At 73.6% G+C, this 25790-nt stretch carries 21 protein-coding genes; 5 read left to right on the top strand and 16 right to left on the bottom strand.

Going from position 1 to position 25790, the window contains the following annotated elements; all coding sequences use genetic code 11:
- Positions 1-3: 3 nt before the first annotated feature.
- A complete protein-coding gene (locus tag RM704_RS04660) occupies positions 4-1173 on the bottom strand; it encodes a glycerate kinase (protein WP_192829761.1) in 1170 nt (389 codons plus the stop codon).
- Between the two features lie 364 nt (positions 1174-1537).
- On the opposite strand from RM704_RS04660, the gene RM704_RS04655 reads away from it, so the two are divergent.
- From RM704_RS04655 to RM704_RS04640, 4 genes are all read left to right on the top strand, one after another.
- Positions 1538-2635 carry an ADP-ribosylglycohydrolase family protein gene (locus tag RM704_RS04655; protein ID WP_052146262.1) on the top strand — a complete coding sequence of 366 codons (1098 nt, stop codon included), beginning with the start codon at positions 1538-1540 and terminating at the stop codon, positions 2633-2635.
- Between the two features lie 64 nt (positions 2636-2699).
- A complete protein-coding gene (locus tag RM704_RS04650; RefSeq protein WP_033529829.1) occupies positions 2700-3191 on the top strand; it encodes an NUDIX domain-containing protein in 492 nt (163 codons plus the stop codon).
- Between the two features lie 472 nt (positions 3192-3663).
- Positions 3664-6018, top strand: a complete 2355-nt coding sequence (locus RM704_RS04645; RefSeq protein ID WP_438828887.1) for a serine/threonine-protein kinase — start codon at positions 3664-3666, stop codon at positions 6016-6018.
- A gap of 56 nt (positions 6019-6074) precedes the next feature.
- Positions 6075-6809 carry an SIR2 family NAD-dependent protein deacylase gene (locus RM704_RS04640; RefSeq protein ID WP_033529831.1) on the top strand — a complete coding sequence of 245 codons (735 nt, stop codon included), beginning with the start codon at positions 6075-6077 and terminating at the stop codon, positions 6807-6809.
- Between the two features lie 21 nt (positions 6810-6830).
- On the opposite strand, the gene RM704_RS04635 is transcribed toward RM704_RS04640, so the two are convergent.
- The 3 genes from RM704_RS04635 to RM704_RS04625 all read right to left on the bottom strand — a co-directional run bounded on the left by RM704_RS04635 (position 6831) and on the right by RM704_RS04625 (position 10958).
- Complete coding sequence (locus tag RM704_RS04635) at positions 6831-7322, bottom strand: methylated-DNA--[protein]-cysteine S-methyltransferase (protein WP_033529832.1); 492 nt, start codon at positions 7320-7322, stop codon at positions 6831-6833.
- A gap of 64 nt (positions 7323-7386) precedes the next feature.
- Entirely contained in the window at positions 7387-8883 is a 1497-nt protein-coding gene (locus tag RM704_RS04630) for a DNA-3-methyladenine glycosylase 2 family protein (RefSeq protein WP_078937282.1), read from the bottom strand.
- Between the two features lie 110 nt (positions 8884-8993).
- A complete protein-coding gene (locus RM704_RS04625; RefSeq protein ID WP_107072376.1) occupies positions 8994-10958 on the bottom strand; it encodes a heavy metal translocating P-type ATPase in 1965 nt (654 codons plus the stop codon).
- A 57-nt stretch (positions 10959-11015) separates the two neighbouring features.
- On the opposite strand from RM704_RS04625, the gene RM704_RS04620 reads away from it, so the two are divergent.
- The gene (locus RM704_RS04620; protein WP_033529834.1) at positions 11016-11384 is read left to right on the top strand and encodes an ArsR/SmtB family transcription factor; all 369 of its coding nucleotides are present in this window, start codon (positions 11016-11018) and stop codon (positions 11382-11384) included.
- A 102-nt stretch (positions 11385-11486) separates the two neighbouring features.
- Here the strand turns inward: RM704_RS04620 and RM704_RS04615 are convergent, their stop codons facing one another.
- From RM704_RS04615 to RM704_RS04560, 12 genes are all read right to left on the bottom strand, one after another.
- A complete protein-coding gene (locus RM704_RS04615) occupies positions 11487-12365 on the bottom strand; it encodes a hypothetical protein (RefSeq protein ID WP_033529835.1) in 879 nt (292 codons plus the stop codon).
- Between the two features lie 234 nt (positions 12366-12599).
- Positions 12600-13109: an O-acetyl-ADP-ribose deacetylase gene (locus RM704_RS04610; protein WP_033529836.1), complete on the bottom strand. Its 510-nt coding sequence runs from the start codon at positions 13107-13109 to the stop codon at positions 12600-12602.
- 170 nt (positions 13110-13279) lie between these two features.
- Complete coding sequence (locus tag RM704_RS04605) at positions 13280-14473, bottom strand: cytochrome P450 (RefSeq protein ID WP_033529837.1); 1194 nt, start codon at positions 14471-14473, stop codon at positions 13280-13282.
- A complete protein-coding gene (locus RM704_RS04600) occupies positions 14470-15870 on the bottom strand; it encodes an alkaline phosphatase family protein (protein ID WP_033529838.1) in 1401 nt (466 codons plus the stop codon). Before RM704_RS04600 ends, RM704_RS04605 begins: the two co-directional genes overlap by 4 nt.
- Before the next feature lie 103 nt (positions 15871-15973).
- Entirely contained in the window at positions 15974-17206 is a 1233-nt protein-coding gene (gene eboE, locus RM704_RS04595; RefSeq protein WP_033529839.1) for a metabolite traffic protein EboE, read from the bottom strand.
- Between the two features lie 10 nt (positions 17207-17216).
- Positions 17217-18071, bottom strand: a complete 855-nt coding sequence (locus RM704_RS04590; RefSeq protein WP_033529840.1) for a TatD family hydrolase — start codon at positions 18069-18071, stop codon at positions 17217-17219.
- Between the two features lie 370 nt (positions 18072-18441).
- Positions 18442-19227: an EboA domain-containing protein gene (locus RM704_RS04585; protein ID WP_033529841.1), complete on the bottom strand. Its 786-nt coding sequence runs from the start codon at positions 19225-19227 to the stop codon at positions 18442-18444.
- 97 nt (positions 19228-19324) lie between these two features.
- On the bottom strand, positions 19325-20173 hold the full coding sequence (locus RM704_RS04580) for a sugar phosphate isomerase/epimerase family protein (protein ID WP_033529842.1): 849 nt from the start codon (positions 20171-20173) through the stop codon (positions 19325-19327).
- Positions 20174-20205: 32 nt separating this feature from the next.
- Complete coding sequence (locus RM704_RS04575; protein WP_033529843.1) at positions 20206-21198, bottom strand: SCO3242 family prenyltransferase; 993 nt, start codon at positions 21196-21198, stop codon at positions 20206-20208.
- 128 nt (positions 21199-21326) lie between these two features.
- Entirely contained in the window at positions 21327-22739 is a 1413-nt protein-coding gene (locus RM704_RS04570) for a phytoene desaturase family protein (RefSeq protein WP_033529844.1), read from the bottom strand.
- 224 nt (positions 22740-22963) lie between these two features.
- Positions 22964-23809, bottom strand: coding sequence for an inositol monophosphatase family protein (locus RM704_RS04565; protein WP_033529845.1), 846 nt, complete (start codon positions 23807-23809; stop codon positions 22964-22966).
- Positions 23810-23906: 97 nt separating this feature from the next.
- Positions 23907-25769, bottom strand: coding sequence for a gamma-glutamyltransferase family protein (locus RM704_RS04560; protein ID WP_033529846.1), 1863 nt, complete (start codon positions 25767-25769; stop codon positions 23907-23909).
- Positions 25770-25790 lie beyond the last annotated feature (21 nt).

The following is a 25790-nucleotide window of genomic DNA, read 5'->3' as shown; positions in this document are numbered from 1 at the left end:
AGGTCAGGTGAGGAAGTCCCTGGCGATCCCCTCGGCCACCCGCTCCAGGATCGGCCCCGGGTCGGCGAGGCAGCGTGCCACGTCCGGTTCGGCATCCGTCAGGGGGTACGCCCGACGGATGCCGGCCCGGCCCAGGGCCTTCGGCGGCAGGGCCAGACGGCCGCAGACGGCCACGACCTCCTTGCCGGCGGCGCGGGCGGCCGCGGCGACCCCGGCCGGGGCCTTGCCGTGCAGGGTCTGCTCGTCGAGGGAGCCCTCGCCGGTGATCACCAGCGTGGCCTTCTCCAGCGCCGGCGCGAAGCCGAGGACGTCGAGCATGACCTCGATGCCGGGGCGGAAACGGGCTCCGAGGACGAGGGCGCCGTAGCCGATACCGCCCGCGGCGCCCGCGCCGGGGGCGAGGGCGTGCTCGGCGGCGCGCGGCCCGGCCGTCTTCTCCAGGACGGCCGCGAAGTGCGTCAGGGCCGCGTCCAGCGTCGCCACGTCCGCGGGGCTCGCGCCCTTCTGCGGGCCGTACACGGCCGGAGCGCCCTTCGGACCCGTCAGCGGGTTGTCGACGTCGCTCGCCAGCACGAGGTCGACCGCCGTGAGCCTCTCGTCGAGGCCCGACAGGTCCGCCGTCACCAGGTCGCGCAGGCCTCCGCCGCCGGGCCCGACGGGCTCCCCCGCCGCGTCCAGGAAGCGCGCGCCGAGCGCGGCGAGCATGCCCGCGCCGCCGTCCGTCGTGGCGCTGCCGCCGACGCCGAACACGATCGTGCGGGCGCCCGCGTCGAGCGCGGCGCGCAACAGCTCTCCGGAGCCGTACGTGGAGGCCGTGAGCGGTGCGAAGACCCCGGCGGGCAGTCGCTGCAGCCCGCTCGCCTCGGCCATCTCCACGACGGCCGTGTCACCGCGCAGCGCGTAGGCGGCGGTGACGGGCTCACCGAGCGGGCCGGCGACCCGCACCTCGCGCCGTTCGAAACCGGCCGCGACCGCCGCGGCCACCGTGCCGTCACCACCGTCGGCGACCGGCAGCGCCTCGACCTCCAGGTCGGGCAGGACCCGGCGCAGGCCCGCCGTGACCCGCTCGGCGACCTGGACGGCCGTCAACGTGCCCTTGAACTTGTCCGCGGCGATCAGCACCCGCGGCTCGGCCGTGTCCGTGTCGATCCCGTCCACTGCGGCGTTCGCCACCTTGCGTTCCCCTCGCTCATCGGGCCTTGCGCACGTCAAGGCAGTCGCGCCGCTGCGACCCTAACCGCCCCGGCCCCGGTACGTCATGCCCCGTCCCGCCCAGCGAACACCCCCCACCGGACAGCAGGCACGGGACACCCGACGGTCCTAGTGCCGCGACAGACAACGTTCACCCCGTCGCGACGCCCGGCACGCCCTCTCGCCGCACCGGCCGAAAGCCCGAGTACGTCCAGTACGAGGGCTTCCGGCCGGCACACCGAGAGCACGCACCGGACGCCGCTCCTTGACGGGCGAACGTTGCCCGCCGCGGCACTAACCGGGCGACCGTGCGCGGAATCGGGCGGAATCAGGTAGACCTTCGGACATGACGCCCACGACCACGACCCCCCTCGCGCCACCGGTCGGTGCCGAGCTCGCCGACCGGGTGCTCGGGGGCTGGCTGGGCCGGATCGCGGGGAACATGCTCGGCAAGCCGGTCGAGCATGGGCTGGTGTGGTCGCGGGAGCGGATCGACCGCTATCTGCGGCAGGCGGGGGCTCTGCCGCTCACCGACTACCTCCCGGAGCCGGCCACCGAGAGCGACGGGCTCGCGCTGCGGCCGGAGTGGCGCGCCTGCGTACGCGGCCGGATCCACGGCAGCTGCCGCGACGACGACGTGGACTACGCGATCCTCGGGCTGCACCTGCTGGAGACGCACGGCTTCGCGTTCAGTACCGAGCAGGTCGGTGACCTGTGGCTGCTGCGGCTGCCGTACCTCCAGACCTTCACGGCGGAGCGGGCGGCGTACCGCAACCTCGCGAGCGGGCTGAAGCCGCCGCTGACGGCCACCTACGACAACCCCTACCAGGAGTGGATCGGCGCCCTGATCCGTGCCGATGTCTTCGGCTGGACCTCCCCGGGCCTGCCCCGGCGCGCGGCCTCGCTGGCCCGGCGCGACGCGGTGCTGTCGCACACCGGCAACGGTGTGTACGGGGCGATGTGGGCGGCGGCACTGATTTCGGCGGCGTTCACCGCACCGGGGGCGAGGGCGGCCCTGGACGAGGCGCTGGCGGTGGTCCCGGCGAGCAGCCGGCTGGCCCGGACCGTGCGGCGGGTCGTGTCGCTGTACGACGCGGGACTCCCCTGGGAGGAGACGCTCACGACGGTGGACGAGGAGACGGCCGGGCTCGGCTGGATCCACGTCGTGCCGAACGCGGCCGTGCTCACGGCCGGGCTGTTGTACGGCGAGGGCGACTTCACCCGCACCCTCGCGCTGACCGTCCGGGGCGGCCTGGACACCGACTCGAACGGTGCCACCGCCGGTTCGGTGGCGGGTGTGCTGTGCGGGGCGGCGGCGATCCCGGACCGGTGGAAGGACCCGTTGGAGGACACCGTGCGCAGCGCCGTCTTCGGTTTCGACGGGGTGCGCATCAGCGAACTCGCGGAGCGCACGGTGCGGTTGGCGGAGGACTTCGGCTCCTGAGCGCCGGTCCTTCCGCTCCCCGAGCGCCGATCTCCCGCCTTCGCGGGCCGTCTACGCTGGGCGGATGACGACTCCGGACTACGCCGCATACATCGCGAGCCTGCCCCGTGTCCTCTCCGGCGCCGCCGCGATCTTCCGGGACGCCGAGGGCCGTGTGCTCCTCGTCGAGCCCAACTACCGTGCGGGATGGGCCCTTCCGGGCGGGACGATCGAGTCGGACGACGGCGAGACCCCGAGGCAGGGGGCCCGGCGCGAGACGCTGGAGGAGATCGGGCTGGACGTCGAGCCGGGTCGGCTGCTCGCCGTGGACTGGGTGCAGGGCGTGGGGCGGCCGCCGCTGGTGGCGTACGTGTACGACGGCGGGGTGCTCGACGAGGAGGATCTGAAGCGGATCCGGCTGCAGGAGGAGGAGTTGCTGTCGTGGCGGCTCGTCCCGCGCGCCGAACTCTCCGGGTATCTCCTCGGACCGCTCGGCTCCCGGGTCCTCGCCGCCCTCGACGCGCTGGCGGAGGGCACGGGGCCGGTCGAATTGGAGAACGGCGAGCGGGTCGTCTGAACGGGCGAGGACCGGCCACCGCGGTGCCGTCCGGCTGCGGCCCGCCGTTGACAGGAGTCAGCTGACCTCTCGTCAACTGGCCCTGCACAGAACGTTAAATGAATGAACCTTCCACTTAATGGAAGTTTAAAGCGGTGGCTGAAAACGCTGCCCGTTCGTCACTTCAGCATCTAGGCTGACGTCACCCCCGTCCGAGCGATCGCGCCCCGTTGCCTCGCTCGGGAACCGGGGCAGCACTTGGGACACCCGTGACCGGCGGCCCGGGGGCGGGCCGTGGCACCGGGAGATCCGGAGCCCCAGGGGGAACGGTCACCGGGAGCCGCCCGGAGCAGTCGGTCTCTCCCCCCCACCTGCGGGCCGTTTCCCGCCCGTCATCACCGAACAGGCAGCTGAGGTCATGGAACCACTGGGCTCAGACGATCCCGAGGAGCTAGGTCCCTACCGTCTCGTGGCGCGGCTCGGCGCAGGAGGGATGGGACGGGTCTATCTGGCGCGCTCTCCGCAGGGGCGGACCCTCGCGGTCAAGGCCATCCGTCCCGAGCTGATGGGGGACAAGAACTTCCGCGTCCGCTTCCGCCGTGAGGTGGAGGCCGCCGGGGCGGTCGGCGGCAGGTACACCGCGCCCGTCGTCGACGCCGACCCCGAGGCCCCCATCCCCTGGCTGGCCACCGACTACATCGCCGGCCCCACCGTGGCCGAGGCGGTCGCCGCGCACGGCCCGCTGCCGGTGGAGTCGGTGCTCGTGCTGGGCGCCGGCGTCGCCGAGGCGCTCATCTCGGTGCAGGCGGCCGGGCTGGTGCACCGCGACCTGAAGCCCTCCAACGTGCTGCTCGCCGCCGACGGCCCGCGCGTCATCGACTTCGGCATCGTCCGGGCGAGCGACGGCTACGATCTCACCCGCTCCGGCGCGCTCTTCGGCTCCTTCGAGTACATGTGTCCCGAGCAGGCCACGGGCGAGCCGCTGGGCCCCGAGGGGGACATCTTCTCGCTGGGCTCGGTGCTCACCTTCGCCGCGTCCGGGCACGCTCCGTTCAGCGGCAGCGCGGCGGCCACGCTCCTGTACCAGGTGGTGCACAGCACGCCCGACCTGACAGGTGTGCCCGAACCGCTCGACAAGATCATCAACCTCTGTCTCACCAAGGACCCCCGGCTGCGGATCACTCCGGACAAGCTGGCCGCCGCCTGCGCGCCCGGCGGTGTGGAGCACCTGACGGCGGACGGCTGGCTGCCCCCGTCGGTGGCCTCCTCGGTCGCCCTCCGCGCGGCGGCGGTCAAGAGCCTCGACACCGGGCCGGACGGCCCGGTCGTCCTCCGCTCCACCGAGGCCGACCGGGAGCGGGAGGCGTACGACTTCCAGCAGGAACGTCTCGCCTACGCGCCCCGGCCGGACCGGGCCGCGTACGACGCGCCGGGGGGCCGAGCCGCCTACGACTTCGAACGGACGGGGGCGCCCCGCGTCACGGACAGTCCGTCGGCGAGCGACTCCGGCGGCCCGTACGACGTCCCGTACAACGTCCCGTACGAAAGCCCCTACGACGGCTCGGGCCGGACCGGCGGCGATTCGTCGGCCGGAGCGGCGCCCTCCGCGGGCGCCGAGCCCCGTCCCGCTCCCGAGGAGCCGGAGCCGTACCGCGCCTCCGGGCACCGTCGTGCCGTACCGCGGCCCGGTCCGTCGCGGCGTACGGTCCTCACCGTGTCGGCGGGTTCCGCCGCGGCCGCGGTCGGTGCCGGCCTGGTGCTCAGCCGCCGGAAGAAGCCGGCCGTGCGTTCCACCGAGCCCGCGGGCCCGGCTCCGAAGCCGCTGTGGACCTATCGCGGCGGTCCGCTGCTCCAGGCGCCCGCCGTCTTCAACGACGGCACGGCCCTGGTGAAGACCCGCCCGGGTGACCTGGTCTGTCTCGACCTCAAGGACGGTACCCGGCCCAGATGGGTCTACGAGGGCATCAGCCAGTCGCCCACCCCGGCCGTGCTGGCCTTCGACGCGGCGATCGCGCTCGGCGAGGGGTCGACGGTGATCGGGGTCGATCCGATCGACGGAACGGAACGTTTCACCATCGACTTCGGGCCGGACTTCCGCTTCATCACCCTGCTCGGCGGTGTCGACGACCGGGCCATCTCCGTCATCGGTGTCCGGCTCCGGCGCGAGTCCGAGGAGCAGGGCGTGGCGACGTCCACGGACACGGTGTTCGGCGTCGACCTCGCGGCCCGCCGCGCCGAGGTCATCCCCATCAGCCCGGAGGACGTGGGCGTCAAGCTGGCGCCGGTCATCATCCCCGGCTACTTCGTCTACGCCGACGGACTGCGCAACGTCACGGTCCGGGACACCACCAGCTCCGGCGTCCTGTGGAAGCACCCGGTCGGCTACGACCTGCGGCCGGGGCTCGCCGTCGTCAACCGCTCGGTGTTCGCCATCGGCCAGGAGCTCAAGGCCCTGGACCTCACCACCGGCGAGGTCCGCTGGCGGGTGAAGCCCGAGCGCGGCATGTTCGCCTCCCTCGGCGGTTACGGCAACACCGTCTACGTCACCGGAACCGACCCCGCCGGCGTGTACGCGTTCAACGCCGGCACCGGCGCCCGCCGCTGGTTCTGCCCCACCCCGCGCCTCAACATCGACCAGCCGATCACGGCGGGGCCCGAGGCGGTCTACGTCCCCGCCTACAAGAACAAGGACGGCTTCTACGCGATCGGCGCCGCCAAGGGCAGACTCCTGTGGAACTTCACCGACGGCCTGGAGACCGGCTTCAACGACTGGCAGCTCGCCTGCGACCACAGCGGCGTCCTGGTCGCCCAGCACTACGACCGCACGTACGGCCTGCCCGCCTCCTGACCGCGCCACTCCGTTATCCGCTCGCCCCGGCCGGACAGCCGACCTACCCTCGCCCCATGAACAAGCCCCTCGTCGCCCTCCTCAGTGGCGCAGGCATCTCCACCGACTCCGGCATCCCCGACTACCGGGGCCCGAACGGCCTGTGGCGGCGGGATCCGGAGGCCGAGAAGCTGGTGACGTACGAGTACTACATGGGTGATCCGGAGATCCGCCGACGCTCCTGGCAGATGCGGCGGCAGAACCGGACGCTGCAAGCCGAGCCGAACGTGGCGCACCGGGCGGTGGCCGAGCTGGAGCGGTCCGGGGTGCCGGTGCGGGTGATCACGCAGAACGTGGACGGGCTGCACCAGCTGGCCGGGATGCCGGCCCGCAAGGTTCTGGAGCTGCACGGCTCGGCCCGGTCCGTGGTGTGCGTCGGGTGCCACGCCCGGATGCCGATGGAGGACGCGCTCGCCCGGGTCGAGGCCGGTGAGGCGGACCCGCCCTGTCTGGAGTGCGGGGGCGTGCTGAAGTCGGCCACCGTCATGTTCGGCGAGCGCCTCGACCCGGTGGTCCTCGGCGAGGCCGTGGCGATCACCAAGGCCTGCCAGATCTTCATCGCCGTCGGCAGCAGCCTCCAGGTGCAGCCCGCCGCCGGGCTCGCCGGCGTCGCCGCCGACCACGGGGCCCGCCTGATCATCGTCAACGCCGAGCCGACCCCGTACGACGAGCGGGCGGACGAGGTCGTACGGGAGCCGATCGGAACGGCGTTGCCCGAGGTGCTGCGGGGGATCCGCGCGGCGAGCGACTGAGAGACCCGCGGGCCGGGCCGCTCAGAAGAGTGCCGTGCCCCGCTCGAAGTCCAGCAGGCGCTGCTTGCGCTCCGTGCCGCCGCCGTATCCGGTGAGGCTGCCGTCGGAGCCGACCACGCGGTGGCAGGGGACGATGATGCCGACGGGGTTCCTGCCGTTGGCCATGCCGACCGCGCGGGACGCCTTGGGGTTGCCCAGGGCGCCCGCGAGTTCGCCGTACGAGCGGGTTTCGCCGTAGGGGATCCGGACGAGTTGTTCCCAGACCTGACGCTGGAACGGGGTGCCCCGCAGCCTCAGTTCGAGGGTGAACACCCGCAACTCGCCCGTGAAGTAGGCGTCCAGCTGTTCGCGGGGCTCGGCGAAGGCGGAGTCGTCGCGTACGCCGAAGTTCTCCTCCGGCGGGCGGTGGCGCTGCTCGGTCATGTAGAGGCCGCACAGGACACCGTCGTCGGCGACGAGGGTGAGGGGGCCGTAGGGGCTGTCGACGACGGTGTGCCGCTTCTGCTGGTTCATGGGGTGGTCCTCGCAAGGTCGGTCGGCCGGCGCCTCCGGCGGACGGGCCGACACGGCAACTGGCTCATACGGGAAGAAAGTTGATGGGGTGGCTGTCCGTCGCCCAGAGGTACTGGACCGCGTACGCCCGCCACGGCCGCCAGGCCTCGGCCCGAGCCGCGAGGGCGGCCGGGGTGGCGGGCAGGCCCAACTCCCGTGCCGCACGCCGGATCCCGAGGTCTCCGGCGAGGAAGGCGTCCGGATCACCGAGGGCGCGCATGGCGATGACGTCGACGGTCCAGGGGCCGAACCCGGGCAGGGCGAGGAGCCGGGCACGAGTTTCGGCCCAGTCGCTGTCGACGCCCAGGTGCAGCGTCCCTTCGGCGAGTTGTCCTACCAAGGTCGTGAACGTGGTCCGGCGGGTGCGTGGCATCGCGAGGGTTTCGGGATCGACGTCCGCCAGCTGCCCGGGGGACGGGAAGAGATGGGTGAGCCCCCCTTCCGGATCGTCGACCGGTTCGCCGTGCGCGACGACCAGCCGGGCCGCGTGGGTCCGGGCGGCGGCCGTGGAGACCTGCTGGCCGAGCACCGCCCGTACGGCGAACTCGGCCTCGTCGACGGTCCGCGGCACCCGGCGCCCCGGCGCCTTGTCCACCAACGGAGCGAGCACGGGGTCGGTGCGCAGTTGCTCGTCGACGGCGACCGGGTCGGCGTCCAGATCGAGCATGCGGCGGCAGCGGCTGATGGCGACGGGCAGGTCACGCAGATCGCCGAGGGTGAGCCGACAGGCGATGTGGTCGGTCTCCGGCGTGAGGGCGACGATGCCGTGACCGTACGGCAACCGGAGCGTGCGCCGGTACGCGCCGTCGCGCCACTCCTCCACCCCGGGTACGGCGGTCGCGGCGAGGTGACCGAAGAGGTTGTCGGGGTTGAGCGGGGCCCGGAACGGCAGCCGGAGGCTCAACACCCCTGATGTGCCCGGGGATTCGGTCCGACGGCGGGCCGACCGTGCGGCCCGCTCGCGCAGTGCGCTGGGCGACAGCGCGAAGACCTCCCGCACGGTGTCGTTGAACGTCCGGATCGACCCGAACCCGGCGGCGAACGCGATCTCCGCCATCGGCAGCGCGGTGGTCTCGATCAGCAGCCGCGCGGTCTGCGCCCGCTGCGCCCGGGCGAGTGCCAGGGGGCCGGCGCCCAGCTCGGCCAGCAGTTGCCGCTCGACCTGCCGGGCGCTGTAGCCGAGCCGCCTGGCCAGCCCCGGCACGCCCTCCCGGTCCACGACCCCGTCCCCCACCAGCCGCATCGCCCGCGCCACGAGGTCGGCCCGCTGGTCCCACTCCGGTGACCCCGGACTCGTGTCCGGCCGGCACCGCTTGCAGGCCCGGAAACCGGCCTGCTGGCAGGCGGCCGCACTCGGGTAGAACGTCATGTTCTCCGCCTTGGGCGGCACCACCGGGCAGCTGGGCCGACAGTAGATCCGTGTGGTCAGCACGGCCGTGAAGAACCACCCGTCGAACCGCGCGTCCTTCGACCGCACGGCCCGCACACACCGTTCCGTGTCCGCGTACATCCCGTTCCGCATGACTCAAGCATCGGGGAGGGGAGGAGAGAGGGCTGGCGGAAATCCGACATCAGCATGGAGGTGACCTGCGCCTGCGCCCCTGGAAGGGGCCTCAGGCGCCCAAGGCCCCCTCAGGCACGCGCGGCCCTCCGCCAGGCGGCCTCCCGCAACAACCGCAGCCCGTTCAACCCGACCACGACCGTCGACCCCTCGTGCCCCGCCACCCCGAGAGGCAGCGGCAGGTGCCCCGCCAGGTCCCACACCACCAGTACCGCGATGCACACCCCCGCGATCACCAGGTTCTGCACCACCAACCGCCGGGCCGCCCGCGACAGCCGCACCACCGCCGGAATCGCGCGCAGCTCGTCGCGCACCACCACCGCGTCCGCGGTCTCCAACGCGAGATCGGAGCCGGCCCGGCCCATGGCCACCCCGGCGTGCGCGGCGGCGAGGGCGGGCGCGTCGTTGACCCCGTCCCCGACGAACAGGACCTTCGCGCCCCCGTTCTGCAGCTCCCGCACCGCCTCCACCTTGCCCTCCGGCAAGAGCTCGGCCCGCACGTCGTCGATGCCGGTGTCGGCCGCCACCCGGGCGGCGGCTCGCGCGTTGTCCCCGGTCAGCAGGACCGGCGACGCACCGGTCAGGGCGGTGAGGGCGGCCACCGCGGCGGGCGCGTCATGACGCGTCCGGTCGGCCAGGGCGAGCGTCCCGACGGCGACCCCGTCCCGCTCGACGAGAACGGTCGTCCCTTCGGCGACCGCCCCGGGGCCGGCAGCCTCGTCACCGATGCCGTCGTGCTGCCCCACCCGCCCCACAGCCACCACGTGCCCCTCGACCGTCGCCCGCACCCCTCGGCCCGGCATGGCCACGAAGTCCTCGGCGACGGCCGGCCGCAATCCCCGCGCCCCGGCGGCGGCCACCACCGCCCGGGCCAGCGGATGTTCGCTCGGGTACTCGGCGGCCGCCGCCAGCGCCAGCAGCCCGTCCTCGTCGAGCCCGGAGCCCGGCAGCGGTCGTACGGCGACGACCTCGGGCGTGCCCTCGGTGAGTGTGCCGGTCTTGTCGAGCGCGGCGGCGTCGATCTCGCCCAGCCGCTCCATCGCGACGGCCGACTTCACGAGGACACCGTGGCGGCCGGCGTTGGCGATGGCGGAGAGCAGCGGCGGCATGGTGGCGAGGACCACCGCGCAGGGTGAGGCGACGATCATGAAGGTCATGGCGCGGAGCAGCGCGGACGTGAGGTCCTCGCCGAAGGCCAGGGGGACGCCGAAGACGGCGAGGGTGGCGACGACGACACCGACGGCGTACCGCTGTTCGACCTTCTCGATGAAGAGCTGGGTCGGCGCCTTGGTGCGGGAGGCCTCCTCGACGAGGCTCACGATGCGGGCGATCACGGAGTCGGCCGGGTCCCGTGCGACACGGACGCGCAGCGCTCCCGTGCCGTTGAGGGTGCCCGCGAAGACCTCGTCGCCCGGGGCCTTGGGGACGGGCAGCGGTTCGCCGGTGATGGTGGCCTGGTCGGCCTCGCTCCGCCCCTCCAGGACTCGGCCGTCGGCGCCGATGCGCTCGCCGGGGCGGACCAGCACCACGTCACCGACGGCGAGCCGGTCGGTCGGCACGGTCTCCTCCGCCGTGCCGTCCGGCGACAACCGGGTGGCCGTGGTGGGAGCGAGGTCGAGCAGACCCCGTACGGAGTCCGCGGTGCGGGCGGTGGCGAGGGCCTCCAGGGCGCCGGAGGTGGCGAAGATGACGATCAGCAGGGCGCCGTCGAGGACCTGGCCGATCGCGGCCGCGCCCAGCGCCGCGACGATCATCAGCAGGTCGACGTCGAGGCTCTTCTCGCGCAGGGCCCGCAGCCCTTCGAGGGCGGGCTCCCAGCCGCCTGCCGCGTAGGCGAGCACGTAGAGCGGGCCGTAGAGCCAGGCGGAGGCTCCGGCCAGGTCCAGGGGGAAGGCGAGCAGGAAGGCGAGGGTGGACGTCAGCGCCCAGCGGGCCTCGGGGAGGGCCAGGACGCGGGTGCGGCGGCGGGGGGCCGTGGGCGCGGACGTACGGCGGGCCGGGGTGGGGGTGAGGGTGACAGACACGCGGGCCACCATACAGGAACACATGAAGACTCATTCATGCCTTCATATGCGATGAGTAAGATACTCGCCATGGGTCATGGAGCCGTCACCTCAGCGCAGGACGCCGCCCCACGTGTGCGTCTGGACGCGGCCAACGTCGCCAAGGTGGCCACCACCCTCCAGGCTCTCTCCACCCCGTCCCGCCTGCTGATCCTGGCCAGGCTGCGCGAAGGGCCGCTCCCGGCGACCGAGTTGGCCGCCGAGGTCGGGATGGAACAGTCCGCCTGCTCCCACCAGCTGCGCCTGCTGCGCAACCTCGGCCTGGTCGTGGGCGAGCGCCGGGGCCGTTCGGTGGTGTACGCGCTGCACGACCACCATGTCGCCGAGCTGCTGGACCAGGCCGTCTATCACGTCGAGCACCTGCGACTGGGGCTCAGCGACGCGCCGGACGGGGACTGAGGCACCGGGTGGACAGCACAGCGCCCCGGCCGATGGCCGGGGCGGGTGCCTGATGCGGAGGTCCGGGGCAGGTCTCCCGGTGTGCGGTCCGCCGGGGTGGGGTCACGCCGCGGGAACCGCCGGCAGCGTCGAGGGGGTCAGGCCGCCGAGCAGTCCTCCGAGCAGACCGGTGACCAGGCCGAGCACCGGCTGCAGGAGGCCGGTGACGACACCGAGGACCGGGGCGAGCAGACCGGTCACCGCGCCCAGGACCGCACCCAGGTCGAGCGAGGTCAGCGCCTTCAGCAGCGCGTCGACCGCGGCCTGGAGCGCGGCCAGCAGATCCGTGACCGGGTCGGCCGCCGCCGCGGCGCGGTCGGAGCCGGCCGGGGCCGCCGCGTCGAGCTTCTGCAACCGCTGCTGAACGGTGGCGTTGGCGGTCCGCAGGGCCGCGATGTGCCGGGCCGCCTCGGCGGTGTCCAGCTCGTCGGCGTCCAGCTTGGCGATGGTGGTCATCTCGTCCAGCAGCGGGGCGAGCACGTCGTTCCGGTCCATGCGGTCGAGCATGTCCAGCTGGCCGAGCAGCTCGTCCACGTCGGTGCCGACGGCGTCGGTCCCCGTGGCCGTGCCGGTCGCCGTCTCCGCGGCCGTGCCGGTCGCCGTCTCTGCGGCCGCGTCGGTGTCGGCGTCGAGGCCCGCCAGCAGCGCGTCCATGTCGCTTTCGAGCTGCGCGAAGAGCGCCTCCATGTCGGCGATCTCCTTGTCGACGATGGCGTCCGCCTCCGCCTCCTCGTTCGCCACGAGCGCGTCGATCTCCTTCTCCAACGAGTCGAAGAAGGCGTCCAGATCGGGTTCGGGCACCGCGGCGGCCCGGGTCGCGGCACGGTCGGCGGCGGTCCGGCCCGCGTCGACCGCCGCGGTGGCGGTACCGACCGGTCCGAGGACCAGTGCCCCGCAGACCAGAGGTGACAGGAGAAGAGCACGGGAGACGAGGGCGCGCATGCACGTTCCTTTCGAAGCAGCTGTCCTTGCGCTCACGGTGGGAGGCGTCACGACGCGCCGCAACACGAGCGCGGCGCCCCGGGCAGGCACGCCGCCCCACGACATCGCCGACCCTGACCAGCGTGTTTCCCGCGGCGGGCAGCTCCGTACGCCTCCGTTCGACTCGCTCTCGTCGTTCGCCCGTCAGAGTGCGGGAGGGCGGCACCGGGCCGCGTCCCGCCCTCGGTGCCGGTGTCAGCCCGCCTGTTCGGCGAACGCCTGGTACGCCTCGTCGTCGAAGAGGACGAACCTGACCTCCTCGACCGAGGTCTCGGTGGAGCGGACCGTCTCCACGGCGATACGGGCGGCGTCCGCCATGGGCCAGCCGTAGACACCGGCGGAGACGGCCGGGAAGGCGACCGTCCGGGCTCCCAACTCGTCGGCGACACGGAGGGATTCGCGGTAGCAGGAGGCGAGGAGCGCGGAGCGGTCGAGGCTCTGGCTGTGGACGGGTCCGACCGTGTGGATGACCCAGCGCGCGTCCAGGTCCCCCGCCGTCGTGGCCACGGCCTGGCCGGTGGGCAGGCCCTTGCCGTAGTACGAGGCGCGGAGTTTGCGGCAGTCGGCCAGGATGGCGGGGCCGCCGCGCCGGTGAATGGCGCCGTCCACTCCTCCCCCGCCCAGGAGGGAGGAGTTGGCCGCGTTGACGATGGCGTCGACGGACTGTTGGGTGATGTCGCCCCGGACGAGGGTGATGGTGACCATGCCCGCCTCTATACCAGCCGACGGGACGGGCGAGCCTCCGATTTCGACCGGCTCCGTGAACGGGCGCGACGGGCGACGGTGACCGTGCGGAGCCGCCCTCGGCGGCGGTCGGGACCGGCCCGCGCGACAGGCCTCGCAGCGCCCGCGGGCGGGGGCCGATCCCGTACGGCCTACCAGCCCACCGGCAGCGACCGCACCCCGTGGACCGTGGTCATCGTCAGCGTGAAGTCCTCCGGCGGTACGGTCAGACGCAGTCCCGGCAGGCGGTCGAAGAGGGCGGGCAGGCCGACCTGGAGTTCCGCGCGGGCGAGGGACTGGCCGATGCACTGGTGCAGTCCGTGGCCGAAGGCCAGGTGGCCGGCGGCGTCGCGGCGGACGTCCAGGGTGTCGGGGTCGGTGAAGGCGGACGGGTCACGGTTGGCCGCCTGGAGGGCGACGAGGACGCCCTCGCCCGCGCGGACACGGACGCCCGCCACCTCCACGTCCTCGGTGGCGATCCGGCGCAGTCCCGAGTGCGCGACGGTCAGATGACGCAGGAGTTCCTCGACGGCACCGGGCCACAGACCGGGCTCCGCGCGCAGGGCGGCCAGTTGCGCCGGGTGGCGCAGCAGGGCCACGACCGCCAGCGGAAACATGTTCGCGGTCGTCTCGTGTCCTGCCACCAGCAACAGCGAGGCGATGCCGACGGCCTCGGGCACGCTCACCTCGCCGGTCGCCACCCGGTCCCGCGCGAGACGGGAGAGGAGATCGTCGGCGGGCTCCCGGGCGCGCCGGTCGAGCAGTTCCCCCAGGTAGGTGTGGAGGGCCTTGCGGGCGGCCATCATCTCCTTCGGCCCCGACGAGAGACTGCTGAACGCGTTCGCCTGCCGCTGGAAGAAGTCGTGGTCCTCGTACGGCACGCCGAGCAGCTCGCAGATGGCGAGCGAGGGCAGCGGCAGGGCGTACGCCTTCACCAGGTCGGCGGTCGTGGCGCCGTCCGCCGTCATCGCGCCGAGCAGTTCGCCGCAGATCCGGGCGAGCGCCGGCCTCAGCTGTTCGATGCGGCGGAAGGTGAAGTCGGGGATCAGGACGCGGCGCAGGCGGGTGTGGTCGGGCGGGTCCATCATGAAGAACTGCCCCGGCGCGCGGGGCGGCGACTGCGGGCGGAAGCCGGGGAAGCCGTCGTGGGTCGCGTCGGCGCTGAAGCGGGGGTCGGCGAGGACCGCGCGGGCGTCCTCGTGCCGGGTGATCAGCCACGGGCTGTTGTCACCCCAGATCGTCACCCGCCGGATCGGCTCCTCGGAGCGCCACTTGGCGTACTCCGGCGACGGGTCGAGCAGCGGGCGCAGGGTGGGAAGAGGAGGGTGGGGAGGGTGGGTGGTCATGCGTGCGGCTCCTCTCGCGTCAGCCCCGCGAGGCCCAGCAGCAGGGACTTGATCTCGGTGGCGGCGTACGCCTCGCGGGCCGGCTCGCTCGTGGAGCACAGCAGGACGGGACCGTCGTCGGGGTCGGCGGGGAGGCGGCCGTGGCTGCCGCGGACGCCGGCGGGGTTGAGCGGGACCGTGCTGATGCGGTAGCGGAAGCCGAGCTTCTTGCGGGCGACCTGGCCGATGGCGCGCAGCTTCACCGCGGGGACGGTCTCGTCGTAGAGCAGCTCGGCGGGGTCGTAGCCGGGCTTGCGGTGGATCTCGACCTGGCGGGCGAAGTCGGGGGCACGCTCGTCGTCGAGCCAGTAGTAGTAGGTGAACCAGGCGTCGGGGTCGGCGACGGCGACGAGTTCGCCGGAGCGTTCGTGGTCCAGGCCGTGCGCGGCCTTGCCCTCGGCGTCCAACACCTCGTCCACGCCGTCGAGTTCGGCCAGGAGCTTGGCGACCTCCGCCGTGTCGGCCGGGTCCCGTACGTACACGTGGGCCACTTGGTGGTCGGCGACCGCGAAGGCCCGTGAGGTCCAGGGGTCGAGGTACTCCATGCCGTCCTGGGTGTGCACCTGGAGCAGTCCGGCCCGGCGCAGGGCCCGGTTGATGTCGACGGGGCGGGACACGGGCGTGATGCCGTACTCGCTGAGGGCGACCACCGTGGCGCCCTCGCGCCGGAAGTGGTCGAGCAACGGGCGCAGCGCGTCGTCGAGTTGGCGGGCGGCACGGATCGTGGCGGGTGAGTCCGGGCCGGATCGCTGCGGCTCGTAGTCGAGTTGGGGGAGGTAGACGAGGGTGAGGTCCGGGTCGTGCTCGTCGAAGACCTGGCGGGCGGCGCCCAGGATCCACTGGGTGGAGGGCATGCCGGCGTTGGGGCCCCAGTAGGTGAACAGAGGGAACGGGCCCAGGCGATCGGTGAGTTCGTCGTGCAGGCTCGGCGGCCAGGTGTAGCAGTCGGGTTCCTTGCGGCCGTCGGAGTAGTACACCGGACGCGGGGTGACCGTGAGGTCGACGTCCGCGCCCATCGCGTACCACCAGCAGATGTTGGCGACCTTGTACCCGGGATCGGTCCTGCGGGCCGTCTCCCAGATCTTCTCGCCGCCCACGAGCGCGTTGTGCTGGCGCCACAGCAGCACCTCGCCGAGGTCCCGGAAGTACCAGCCGTTGCCGACCGCGCCGTGCCCGGCGGGCGGTTCGCCGGTGAGGAACGTCGACTGGACCGTGCAGGTCACGGCGGGCAGGACGGGGTCGAGCCGCGCCTGGAAGCCACGCTCGCCGAGGGCGGCCACGGCGGGCATGTGCGCCAGCAGTTTCGGGGTGAGTCCGACGATGTCGAGAACGACGAGCCGGCGGGGTCGGGTGCTCATCGCCGGTGCTCCTCGGTGCTGGGCCAAAGACTCATCGATGGTTCTCCTTGGGGGTGGGCCGGGAGCCCGGTCAGGGGCTTCCCCGCGGGACGGTGTCGCGGACTCATCGCTGGTCGTCCTTGAGGCCGAGGCCGGTCAACCGGTCGCGGGTCCAGGCGAGTTCGGCGGCGATGCCGCCGGGCAGGTCGGTGGGCGGTTCGGGCAGGACGGACCAGGTGTAGGTCTCGACCTCGATGTGGTCGCAGTCGGCCGAGGGCCCACCGAGGAGTCCGGCCAGGACCTGCCCCAACTGGTCGGCGGTGGTGCGCAGCGGCGGTTCGGGGTCGGCGTGCAGCGGGGCGTGGAAGTGGACGCGCCAGGGGCCGGTGTCCGTGGGCAGGCCCCCGTCCAGCGCGTCCGGCAGATCGTCGACGCCCCGCACCTGCGGATCCCCCCGCTCGGCCGGCGTGTGCTTCTCCGGGTCCGTCCACCGTGCCGCCGTGCGCTGCTCCCGGCCCGTCCGCCTGGCCATCGTGCGCGTCTGGTGCAGGAAGCGTGGTTCCGCGAGGCGCCGCAGGGCCGCGCGGGCGGCGGGGTCGGCCGGGTCGGCGGCCTCCACCGCGCAGGACGCCTGGAGCTTGACGACCGGCAGCCCGGCCTCGGCCAGGCGGCGCAGGGCCTCGCCGGGTTCCTCGAACTGCACGGCGAGGTGGCAGGCGTCGAGGCAGACACCGAGCCGTTCCGGGTCGAGGCCGCGCAGTTCCCGTACGGCCTGGGCGGTGGTCTCCACGACGCAGCCGGGCTCGGGTTCGAAGCCGACGCGGACGCGGCGGCCGGTGTCCGACTCGATCGTGGCGAGCCCGGCGGCGAGGCGGTCCAGAGCGCGGCGGGCGGTGTCGGCGCGGTCCGGCGGCCAGGGTGTGCGCCAGGCCAGCGGCAGGGTCGAGACGCTGCCGCGCTCCGCGTCGTCGGGCAGCAGCGCGGCGAGGACACGGGCGCAGTCGAGGGTGTGGCTCAGGCGGGCCTCGTCCGCCCAGTCGGGGAGGTAGACGTCCTTCTTGACCACTTCGCGGTGGAACCCGGCGTAGGGGAAGGCGTTCAGGGTGACGGTCTCCAGGCCCCGGGCCCGGAGTTCGTCCTTGAGTCGCCGCAACTCGCCCGGTTCCGAGATCAGTCGGGCGACCACGTCACGGGCGAGCCAGAGGCCGATGCCCAGCCGGTCGACGCCCAGCCGCTCCCGCACCGGTTCCGCGTGGTCGGCGAGTTGCGCGAGGACGCCGTCGACGTCCTCCGCCTGATGGACGTTGCTGCAATAGGCGAGGTGGACGGCGGTGTCGTCGGGATGCCGGAAGCGCATGGGGGTCCCCTCACTCCCCGCCGCGCCGGACGGAGTTGCCCCGGAAGCTCGACTCCTCGTCCGGCTTGGGCTCGTCGAGGTCCAGCCGTCCGCTCTGGCCGTAGAAGGCGACCGGGTTGCGCCACAGCACCCGGTCCACGGTGTCGTCGTCGAACCCGGCGGCGAGCATGGCGTCCGCGGTCCTCCGGGTCTTGAGCGGATCCGAACGGCCCCAGTCGGCGGCCGAGTTGACGAGGACGCGCTCGGTGCCGTGCTCCTGGAGGATGGTCACCATGCGGTCCTCGCTCATCTTGGTCCTGGGGTAGATCGAGAATCCGGCCCAGCAGCCGCTGTCGAGGACCATGCCCACGGTCAGCTCATTGAGGTGGTCCAGGACGACGAGTTCGGGGGCGATGCCCGACTCCCGTACGACGTCCAGGGTCCGACGGGTCCCGGTGGCCTTGTCGCGGTGCGGGGTGTGCACGAGGGCGGGCAGTTCGTGCTCGATCGCGAACTGGAGCTGGAGCGCCAGGGCCTCGTCCTCCTCCGGCGTCATGGAGTCGTAGCCGATCTCGCCGACCGCGACCACCCGGTCCTTGGCGAGGTAGCGGGGCAGTTCGTCCAGGACGGGCCGGCACCGCGGATCGTTGGCCTCCTTGGGGTTGAGGGCGATCGTGCAGAAGTGCTGGATGCCGAACTGGGCGGCCCGGTAGGGCTCCCAGCCGAGCAGCGCGTCGAAGTAGTCGTAGAAGCTCTCGGGCGAGGTGCGGGGCTGGCCCAGCCAGAACGCCGGCTCGACGACGGCGCGCACTCCGGCCGCGTGCATCGCCTCGTAGTCGTCGGTGGTGCGGGAGGTCATGTGGATGTGGGGGTCGAAGATGCGCACGGGCAGGCCTTTTCCTCGGGTGATCCGGTGAACCGCGCCGGCGGTGGCCGCGGCGGTGACGACGTGGGGAGGTGGCCGGACGGACACGGTGACCATGCGGAGGCCGTGGCCGTGCGGGAGCGGTGGCTGCGGTGTGGCGGTGGCTGCGGTTGCGGTTGCGGTTGGGGCGGTTGCTGCGGTTGCAGTTGCTGCGTTGGGGTTGCTGCGGTTGCGGTTGCTGCGGCAAGGCACTGACTACGGGAGGCCGTGGCCACGAGGAGGCAGTCGCAAGGGAAAGAGGCGAGGTCCGGGGAAGGCCGTGGCTAGGGGAAGGCCGTGGCTAGGGGAAGGCCGTGGCTAGGGGAAGGCCGTGGCTAGGGGAAGGCCGTGGCTAGGGGAAGGCCGTGGCCCGGTGGAGTGCCTCCAGGGCGTGCTCGGCGGCCTCTCGGCGCTCGGGCGCGGCGGCCCGTGTCTCGACGGTGAGTCGGTCGGTGAGCCGGTCGGCCGCGGGGAAGGGCCGGACGACGGGCCAGATGTCCGCCGGTACGGCGCGCCCGGCGGCGACCCGCTCGTGCGCGAAGTCGGCCAGCATCCGGGCGAGTTCGGCGTCGGCACGGGCGGGAAGCCCGTCGATCCGGTCCAGGGGGATCTCCTGGAACACGCACTTCAGCACGGCCTGCCGGTATTCGGCGTCAGGCAGCCGGGCCGCGCCGTACGGGCCGAGGGCGGCCTCGATGATGCCGCTGTCGTTGCCCCGCAGGGCTTCACGGACGAGCGGCAGGGCGAGGTCGCCGAGGGGCTCCCGGGCCGCGTCGCCTCCGTCCGGGGCGGCGAGCAGCGGCAGGGTCCGCAGGACCGCCCGCTGTTCGGCCGGGTCGCCGTGGCGGTGCAGGCCGGCCAGTTCGTCGGCCAGCGGCCGTCCGCCCAGCGGCAACGCGGTCAGCAGGACGGCGCGGGCCGCCTCGTCGACGGTCCAGCGCGCGTCCAGCCGGGCACGCCCGCAACGTCTTCGGACGGCGGGGAACAGGGTGCGTACGGCGGCGGGGCGTGCGGTGACACGGGCCACGGACTCGTCGAGCCAGGCGCGGGCTGCCGGGTCCAGCGGGTGGTGGGCGAGGAGGGGTCGGGGATCGGAGTGTTCGGCCGTCTCGGAGGGCGGCATTCGGGTGGATACCATGACGGAACAACCTCCTGTGGGGGTGGAGGACCCGGAGTGCGGGGGAAGGGGGGCACCACGTGACGGGTGCCGGGTGAGGTCGTCGGGCAGGGCCGGGTCAGGTCGTCGCCGCGCGCAGGAAGTCGAGGGAGCGGCGGGCGACTTCGGGGGCGTCGAGGGAACCGCCCTGGATCTCCACGGAGACCAGTCCGCGGTGGTCGAGGTCCTGGAGGGCGGCGAGCACGGGTGGGAAGTCGATCTCGCCGGTGCCGAGTTCGAGATGCCGGTGGACACCCCTGCGCATGTCCTCGATCTGCACGTTCAGCAGTCGCGGCGCGGCGAGGCGGACGCACTCCAGCACGGTCAGGTCCTCCACGCAGTGCGCGTGCCCGACGTCGAGGGTGATGCCGAACAGCTCGTGCCCACCGACCAGGTCGGCGAGTTCGAGGCACCGCTCCACGGTGTCGACGAACATGTACGGCTCGGGTTCGAAGGCCAGCGAGACGCCGAACTCCTCCGCCGTCTCCAGGACGCTCTCGACGCCCGCCGCGAGCCGTTTCCACGCGTCCCGCTCCGGCAGCCCGTCGTCGGGCGCCGGGCCGCTGCACAGGTGGACGGTGGGCGAGCCGAGGTCGGCGGCGATGCGTACGGCCCGTCGCAGCAGGTCGATCCTGCGCTCGGCCCCGTCCACCATGAGGGTCGGGTGGTGCTTGCCCCAGGGGTCGAGGAGGTAGCGCGCGCCGGTCTCCACGGTGACGTCCAGTCCGTGCCGGGCCAGGTCCCGGGCGATCGCGGCCACCCGCCGGGGCAGATCGTCCGCGTACGGGTCGAGGTGGCCGTGGTCGAGGGTGAGGGCGACACCGTCGTAGCCGAGGTCGGCGAGGACCGCGAGGACGTCGCCCAGCCGGTGGTTGGTGAAGCCGTTGGTGCCGTAGCCGAATCTGAGGGGGGTGGGGGGCGGGGTCATTCCGGCTTTCCTCCTGCGGAGGTCCGTGCTGTTCAGGTGGGGGAGATGCGCCGGGCGAGCCGCCGCGCGAGGGGGTGTAGGACGCCGAGTGCCGCCGCCGCTGCCGTGGCTCCGCTCCGTGCGGTCAACGCCGCCTGCAGGGGCATCAGCCCGAGGATCCCGGCCCCGACGGCCCGTCGTACGTTCTCGCCCGACGGTGCCCCCACGGCACGGGCCTGAGCCGTGCCGTAGCTGCCGAGGTAGGCGAGGGCGCCCGCGGTCACCACGACGGCCCGGGCGGCCGCGGTGGTGCCGGCGCGCCCCTGAAGTCGCCCGGCACGCCAGGCCGCGGCCGTGCGTGCGGCCGGGAGTGCCGTGGCGAGGGCGGTGGTCGTGGAGGCGGCGAGGGTCGCGGCCGGCAGCCGGGCGGGGGCGCCCGAGATCTCGTGGCGGCTGAGGGCGGTCAGGGTGTAGGTGTGGGCGCCGACCAGCGCGGCGGGGACGGTGCCGCGCAGCAGGGCGGCACCGGTTCCGGCGGTGCGGTGCGGTCCGCGCCCGGCGGCCAACGCACCCGCGAGCACGTCGAGGGCGCGCGCGGAGGCCATGGCGGCCGGGCCGGCCGGGGTGGACTTGAGTTTCAGGTCGTAGGCCCACACGGCGGCTGCCAGCGGAAGCGCTCCCATGAGGCTCCGGCGGCCCCCCGAGGCGGCGGCGAGGGCGAGGCCTCCGGCGGTCAGGGTGCCCGCGACGGCGAGGGCGGTGCGGCGCGGGACACGGCCGGACGGGACGGGGCGTTCGGGGCGCTCGACCGCGTCGATCGTGGCGTCGGCGTAGTCGTTGAGGGCCATGCCGGCCCAGTAGAGGCAGACGGACGACCCCATCACGCCGACCGTCCGCAGGCCCAGCGGGTGCCCCGCGGCGGCGGCGCCCGCGAGCACGTCGCCCGGGACGCTCAACGCGGCGGGGGCGCGGACGAGTTGTGCGAGGTCGGCGAGGCCCGGTCGGGGCCGTGAGCCGGAGCCCGGTACCGCTCTCCGATCTTTCATGGCGGCAACTTACCCACGCCACTTGAGCATTCGCATGGAGAAAGTGTGAAGACCTTTGTCTGTTCGTTATGTTGTCCGAGATGTTGCTGGGCATGTTGTCCGAGATGTTGCTCGGCGCACGGGTGAACTCAGGGTTCCTGCCGCAGCCTGCGCCACACCGCCTTGGCCGCGTTGTGGCCCGACATCCCGTGCACCCCGGGTCCCGGCGGGGTCGCGGAGGAGCAGATGAAGACGGCCGGGTGCGGGGTGGCGTACGGGCGGAGCGAAAGCTTGGGGCGGAGCAGCAGTTGGAGGCCGGAGGCGGCGCCGCAGGCGATGTCGCCGCCCACGTAGTTCGCGTTGTGCGCGGCGAGCTCGGGCGGGCCGGCGGTGGCTCGGGCCAGGACACGGTCGCGGAACCCCGGGGCGAACCGCTCCAGTTGGCGCTCGACGGCGTCCGTCAGGTCGCCCGTCCAGCCGTTCGGGACGTGGCCGTACGCCCAGAAGACGTGCTTGCCCTCGGGGGCTCTGCCGGGGTCCACCAGGGTGGGCTGCACGGTGATCAGGAACGGCGGGTCGGGCGCGCGGCCCTGTCGGGAGGCCGCGTCGAGTGCCGCGCCGATCTCGGCCCTGCTCGCGCCGACCTGGACGGTGCCGGCGCGGCGCGCCTGCTCGGCGGTCCACGGCACGGGGCCGTCCAGCGCGTAGTCGAGCTTGAAGACGCTCGCGCCGTAGCGATAGGCGTCGTAGTGGCCGCCGAAGCCCGCGATCCGGGCCAGCGCGGTGGGTGAGGTGTCGAAGACGTAGGCGCGGGCCGGCGGCAGGTCGTCGAGGCGCTTGACCTCGTAGTCGGTGTGGACGGTGCCGCCGAGGTCCTTCAGATAGGCGGCGAGCGCGTCGGAGATGGCCTGCGAGCCTCCCCTGGCGACCGGCCAGCCCGCGGCGTGCGCGGCCAGGGCGAAGACCAGACCGACGGCGCCGGTGGCGAGGCCGCCGAGCGGGGCGATGACATGGGCGACGAGTCCGGCGAACAGTGCCTTGGCCCGCTCGTCCTTGAAGCGGCGCATCAGCCAGGTCGAGGGCGGCAGTCCGACGAGGCCGAAGCGGGCGAGGGTGACCGGATCACGGGGCAGGGCGGACAGCGGCAGCGACATGAAGTCCCGCACCAGCGTGTCCCACCGGGGCAAGAAGGGCTCGACCAGCCTGCGGTACGCGCCCGCGTCACGCGGCCCGAACGAGGCGGCCGTCTCCCCCACCGAGCGCGACAGCACGGCCGCCGACCCGTCGAGGAAGGGGTGCGCCATCGGGAGGTCCGCGTGCAGCCATTCCAGGCCGTAGCGGTGGAGCGGCATCGCCTTGAACGCGGGCGAGTTGACGCCGAGCGGGTGGGCCGCCGAGCAGGGGTCGTGGTGGAAGCCGGGCAGGGTCAGCTCCGCGGTGCGGGCGCCCCCTCCCACGGTGTCCTTCGCCTCGAACACGGCCACGGAGAACCCGCGGCGGGCCAGCTCCACGGCGGCCGTCAGGCCGTTCGGCCCCGCCCCCACCACCACCGCGTCGAGCATCGACGGCACGTCCGGACCCCTTCGTCGTCGTCAGCCGATGACCACCAGGCCTCGCCACCGGGCTCCCGCCGTGGGCGAGACCTGCGCTCAGGATATGCCGCGGCGCCGACAGCGCCCGTCACGGGTGGCCCGCGCCGGAGGTCTCGCGCCCTGGGCCGCGCGCGCCGGTGCGTGCCGTCGCTCGCGTCGCCGTCCGTGCACGCCGCGCCGCGTTCCTTCTCCGCTCAGGCCCTGCCCGCCAGCAGCTCCACCACCCGGCGGGCCGTGGCCGCGTCCCGGGACGCGGTGAAGGGCAGGGCGTTGCCGCCCGTGATGCGGAAGGGCTCGCCGGACAGGGTGAGGTGGGCGCCGCCCGCCTCCTCGACCAGGAGGAGGCCGGCCGCGTGGTCCCAGGCCGCTTCCCAACTGAAGGCGACCGCGTCCAGGTTGCCCTCGGCGATGGCGAGATACTCCAGCCCGGCCGAGCCGCAGGCGCGCGGGGACACCCCGTCGGTCCACAGGCCGAGCAGGGCCCGCTTCTGCTCCTCCGTGGTGTAGTCCGGGTGGGAGGTGGCTATGACGAGGTCGCGGCCGGGGTCGGGCGACCCGGCACGCAGCGGCTCGCCGTCGAGCGTGGCCCCCTGACCGCGGATCGCCACGGCGAGCCGGTCGAGGGCGGGCGCGTACGTCCAGGAGACGAGCAGGACGCCGCCCCGGGCGAGGGTGACGAGGGTGCAGAAGCCCGGCTCGCCGCGCACGAACGGCCGGGTGCCGTCCACCGGGTCGACGATCCAGACCGGCGCCTCCTCCTGGAGCGCCTCGTACGACGCGGGAGCGGCGTGCACCGCCTCCTCGCCGACCACGACCGAGCCGGGCAGCAGCGCGGGGAGCACCTCGGTCAGATACAGCTCGGCCTTGCGGTCGGCGTCGGTCACCAGGTCGTGCGGGCCGCTCTTCTGGTCGATCTCGTGCGCGGCGAGCTGCCGGAAGCGCGGCATGATCTCCGTGGCGGCGGCCTTGCGGATCGCTTCCTCGACGTCCGAGGCGTGGCGGGCGAGAAACTCGTCGATGGTTTCGTTGTCTTCGATCATGCCTCCATGACAGCACGCGGCACTGACAATCCCCACCCGTTCGGTGTATTCGGGAGGGAATCGCCGTGAACACCGGGCTCCGAGAGGCTGCCCGCGCTCAGCGCCCGACCGCGTACCCCTGCATGCCGCGCGGATTCGCCGCCGCCGACAGCACGCCGGTCTCCGGGTCGCGTGCGACCGCGCACAGCCGGCCCTCGGACCAGGCCTCGCCGACTACGACGTCATGGCCGCGTCGGCGCAGTTCCTCGACGACCCGCGGGGGCATCCGGGACTCGACGGTGAGGCTGCCGGGACGCATGCCGCGCGGGTAGAACGAGCCGGGGAAGCTGTCGTTGTGCCAGTTGGGGGCGTCGATCGCCCCTTGGAGGTCGAGGCCGCCGCGCACCCTCGGACGGAGGGCGACGGCGAGGAAGAAGTGCAGCTGCCACTGGTCCTGCTGGTCGCCGCCGGGCGTGCCGAAGGCCATGACGGGCACACCGTCGCGCAGCGCCAGCGACGGGGTGAGCGTGGTGCGCGGGCGGCGGCCCGGGGTGAGGGAGTTGGGCAGACCCTCGTCCAGCCAGGCCATCTGCAGCCGGGTGCCGAGCGGGAAGCCCAGCTCGGGCACCACCGGGTTGGACTGCAGCCAGCCGCCGCTGGGCGTGGCCGCGACCATGTTGCCCCAGCGGTCGACGACGTCGAGGTGGCAGGTGTCGCCCCGGGTGGCACCGTCCGCCGCGACCTCCGGCTCCCCCGGCACCGGCGACCGGGGGCTCTTCGCCACGGTGGGCTCGCCGACTCCCCCGAGGCCCTTGGCGACCGTGGGCTCGCCGACGCCCAGCGCGCTGGAGCCCGGTTCGTCGGTGGCCACCACGCGCGCGTACGAGCTCAGTCGCGGGGTACGGCCGCCCGGGGCCCCCGGCAGCAGTTCGCGGGAGGCCGTGTCGCCGACGAGGGCCCGCCGCGCGGCGTTGTACTCGTCGGACAGCAGTTCGGCGAGCGGCACCGGCGCCGCGTCCCCGTACCAGGCCTCCCGGTCCGCCATGGCGAGCTTGCAGCCCTCGACGAGGAGGTGCACGTACGCGGCGGACCCGTACGGGGGCGGCTCGGCCGGCAGCAGGGCCAGTTGCTGGAGCAGGACCGGGCCCTGGCTCCAGGGGCCCGCCTTGCACACGGTCCAGCCGTTCCAGTCGTACGTCGCCGGTGCCTCGTACGTCGCGGACCAGGCGGCCAGGTCGGCCATGGTGAGGGTGCCGGTGTGGCGTTCGCCGCTGGTGTCCAGGGTGGGCCGGCCGGCCTGCCGGACGAGGGCCTCGGCGACGAAGCCGGAGCGCCACACCGCGCGCGCCGCCTCGATCCGGGCCTCCCGGTCCCCGGCCCCCTCGACCTCGGCGAGCAGCCGCCGCCAGGTGGCGGCCAGGGCCGGGTTGCGGAACAGCTCGCCGGGTCGGGGCGCGTGCCCGTCCGGCAGGTACACCTCCGCCGACGACAGCCACTCCTTCTCGAAGAGGTCCCGCACGGACTCGACGGTCGCCCCCACGTTCTCCACGGGCGCGTGTCCGTCCTCCGCGTACCCGATCGCGTACTTCAGGACGTCGGCCAGGTCCTTGGTGCCGTGATCGCGCAGGAGGAGCATCCACGCGTCGAACGCGCCCGGCACGGCGGCGGCCAACGGGCCCGTGCCGGGGACGAGTCGGAGACCCAGCCCGCGGTAGTGCGCGGCGGACGCCCCGGCGGGTGCCACGCCCTGTCCGCACAGCACCCGGACCTCGCCACCGGCCGGGGCGAGGATGATGGGCACCTCGCCCGCCGGGCCGTTGAGGTGCGGTTCGACGACGTGCAGGACGAAGCCGGCCGCCACGGCCGCGTCGAAGGCGTTGCCGCCGTCCTCCAGGACCGCCATCGCCGACTGCGAGGCGAGCCAGTGCGTGGAGGACACCATGCCGAAGGTCCCCTGGAGCGTCGGTCGAGTGGTGAACACGGGCGGACTCCTCACTGCGCG

Source organism: Streptomyces gottesmaniae (genome assembly GCF_031845845.1).
In the GTDB taxonomy this organism is placed as follows: domain Bacteria; phylum Actinomycetota; class Actinomycetes; order Streptomycetales; family Streptomycetaceae; genus Streptomyces; species Streptomyces akebiae.
Note: the sequence above shows the minus strand (reverse complement) of the source record. Positions and strands in the feature narration are given on the sequence as shown.

Coding starts and splice junctions, on each gene's coding strand:
- RM704_RS04605 (WP_033529837.1), bottom strand. CDS start 14,473: ATGACCACCCACCCTCCCCACCCTCCTCTTCCCACCCTGCGCCCGCTG.
- RM704_RS04630 (WP_078937282.1), bottom strand. CDS start 8,883: ATGCGGAACGGGATGTACGCGGACACGGAACGGTGTGTGCGGGCCGTG.
- RM704_RS04570 (WP_033529844.1), bottom strand. CDS start 22,739: ATGCTCGACGCGGTGGTGGTGGGGGCGGGGCCGAACGGCCTGACGGCC.
- eboE (WP_033529839.1), bottom strand. CDS start 17,206: ATGCGCTTCCGGCATCCCGACGACACCGCCGTCCACCTCGCCTATTGC.
- RM704_RS04575 (WP_033529843.1), bottom strand. CDS start 21,198: ATGAAAGATCGGAGAGCGGTACCGGGCTCCGGCTCACGGCCCCGACCG.
- RM704_RS04625 (WP_107072376.1), bottom strand. CDS start 10,958: ATGGTGGCCCGCGTGTCTGTCACCCTCACCCCCACCCCGGCCCGCCGT.
- RM704_RS04565 (WP_033529845.1), bottom strand. CDS start 23,809: ATGATCGAAGACAACGAAACCATCGACGAGTTTCTCGCCCGCCACGCC.
- RM704_RS04600 (WP_033529838.1), bottom strand. CDS start 15,870: ATGAGCACCCGACCCCGCCGGCTCGTCGTTCTCGACATCGTCGGACTC.
- RM704_RS04640 (WP_033529831.1), top strand. CDS start 6,075: ATGAACAAGCCCCTCGTCGCCCTCCTCAGTGGCGCAGGCATCTCCACC.
- RM704_RS04610 (WP_033529836.1), bottom strand. CDS start 13,109: ATGGTCACCATCACCCTCGTCCGGGGCGACATCACCCAACAGTCCGTC.
- RM704_RS04635 (WP_033529832.1), bottom strand. CDS start 7,322: ATGAACCAGCAGAAGCGGCACACCGTCGTCGACAGCCCCTACGGCCCC.
- RM704_RS04655 (WP_052146262.1), top strand. CDS start 1,538: ATGACGCCCACGACCACGACCCCCCTCGCGCCACCGGTCGGTGCCGAG.
- RM704_RS04620 (WP_033529834.1), top strand. CDS start 11,016: ATGGGTCATGGAGCCGTCACCTCAGCGCAGGACGCCGCCCCACGTGTG.
- RM704_RS04645 (WP_438828887.1), top strand. CDS start 3,664: ATGGGACGGGTCTATCTGGCGCGCTCTCCGCAGGGGCGGACCCTCGCG.
- RM704_RS04615 (WP_033529835.1), bottom strand. CDS start 12,365: ATGCGCGCCCTCGTCTCCCGTGCTCTTCTCCTGTCACCTCTGGTCTGC.
- RM704_RS04585 (WP_033529841.1), bottom strand. CDS start 19,227: ATGGTATCCACCCGAATGCCGCCCTCCGAGACGGCCGAACACTCCGAT.
- RM704_RS04580 (WP_033529842.1), bottom strand. CDS start 20,173: ATGACCCCGCCCCCCACCCCCCTCAGATTCGGCTACGGCACCAACGGC.
- RM704_RS04650 (WP_033529829.1), top strand. CDS start 2,700: ATGACGACTCCGGACTACGCCGCATACATCGCGAGCCTGCCCCGTGTC.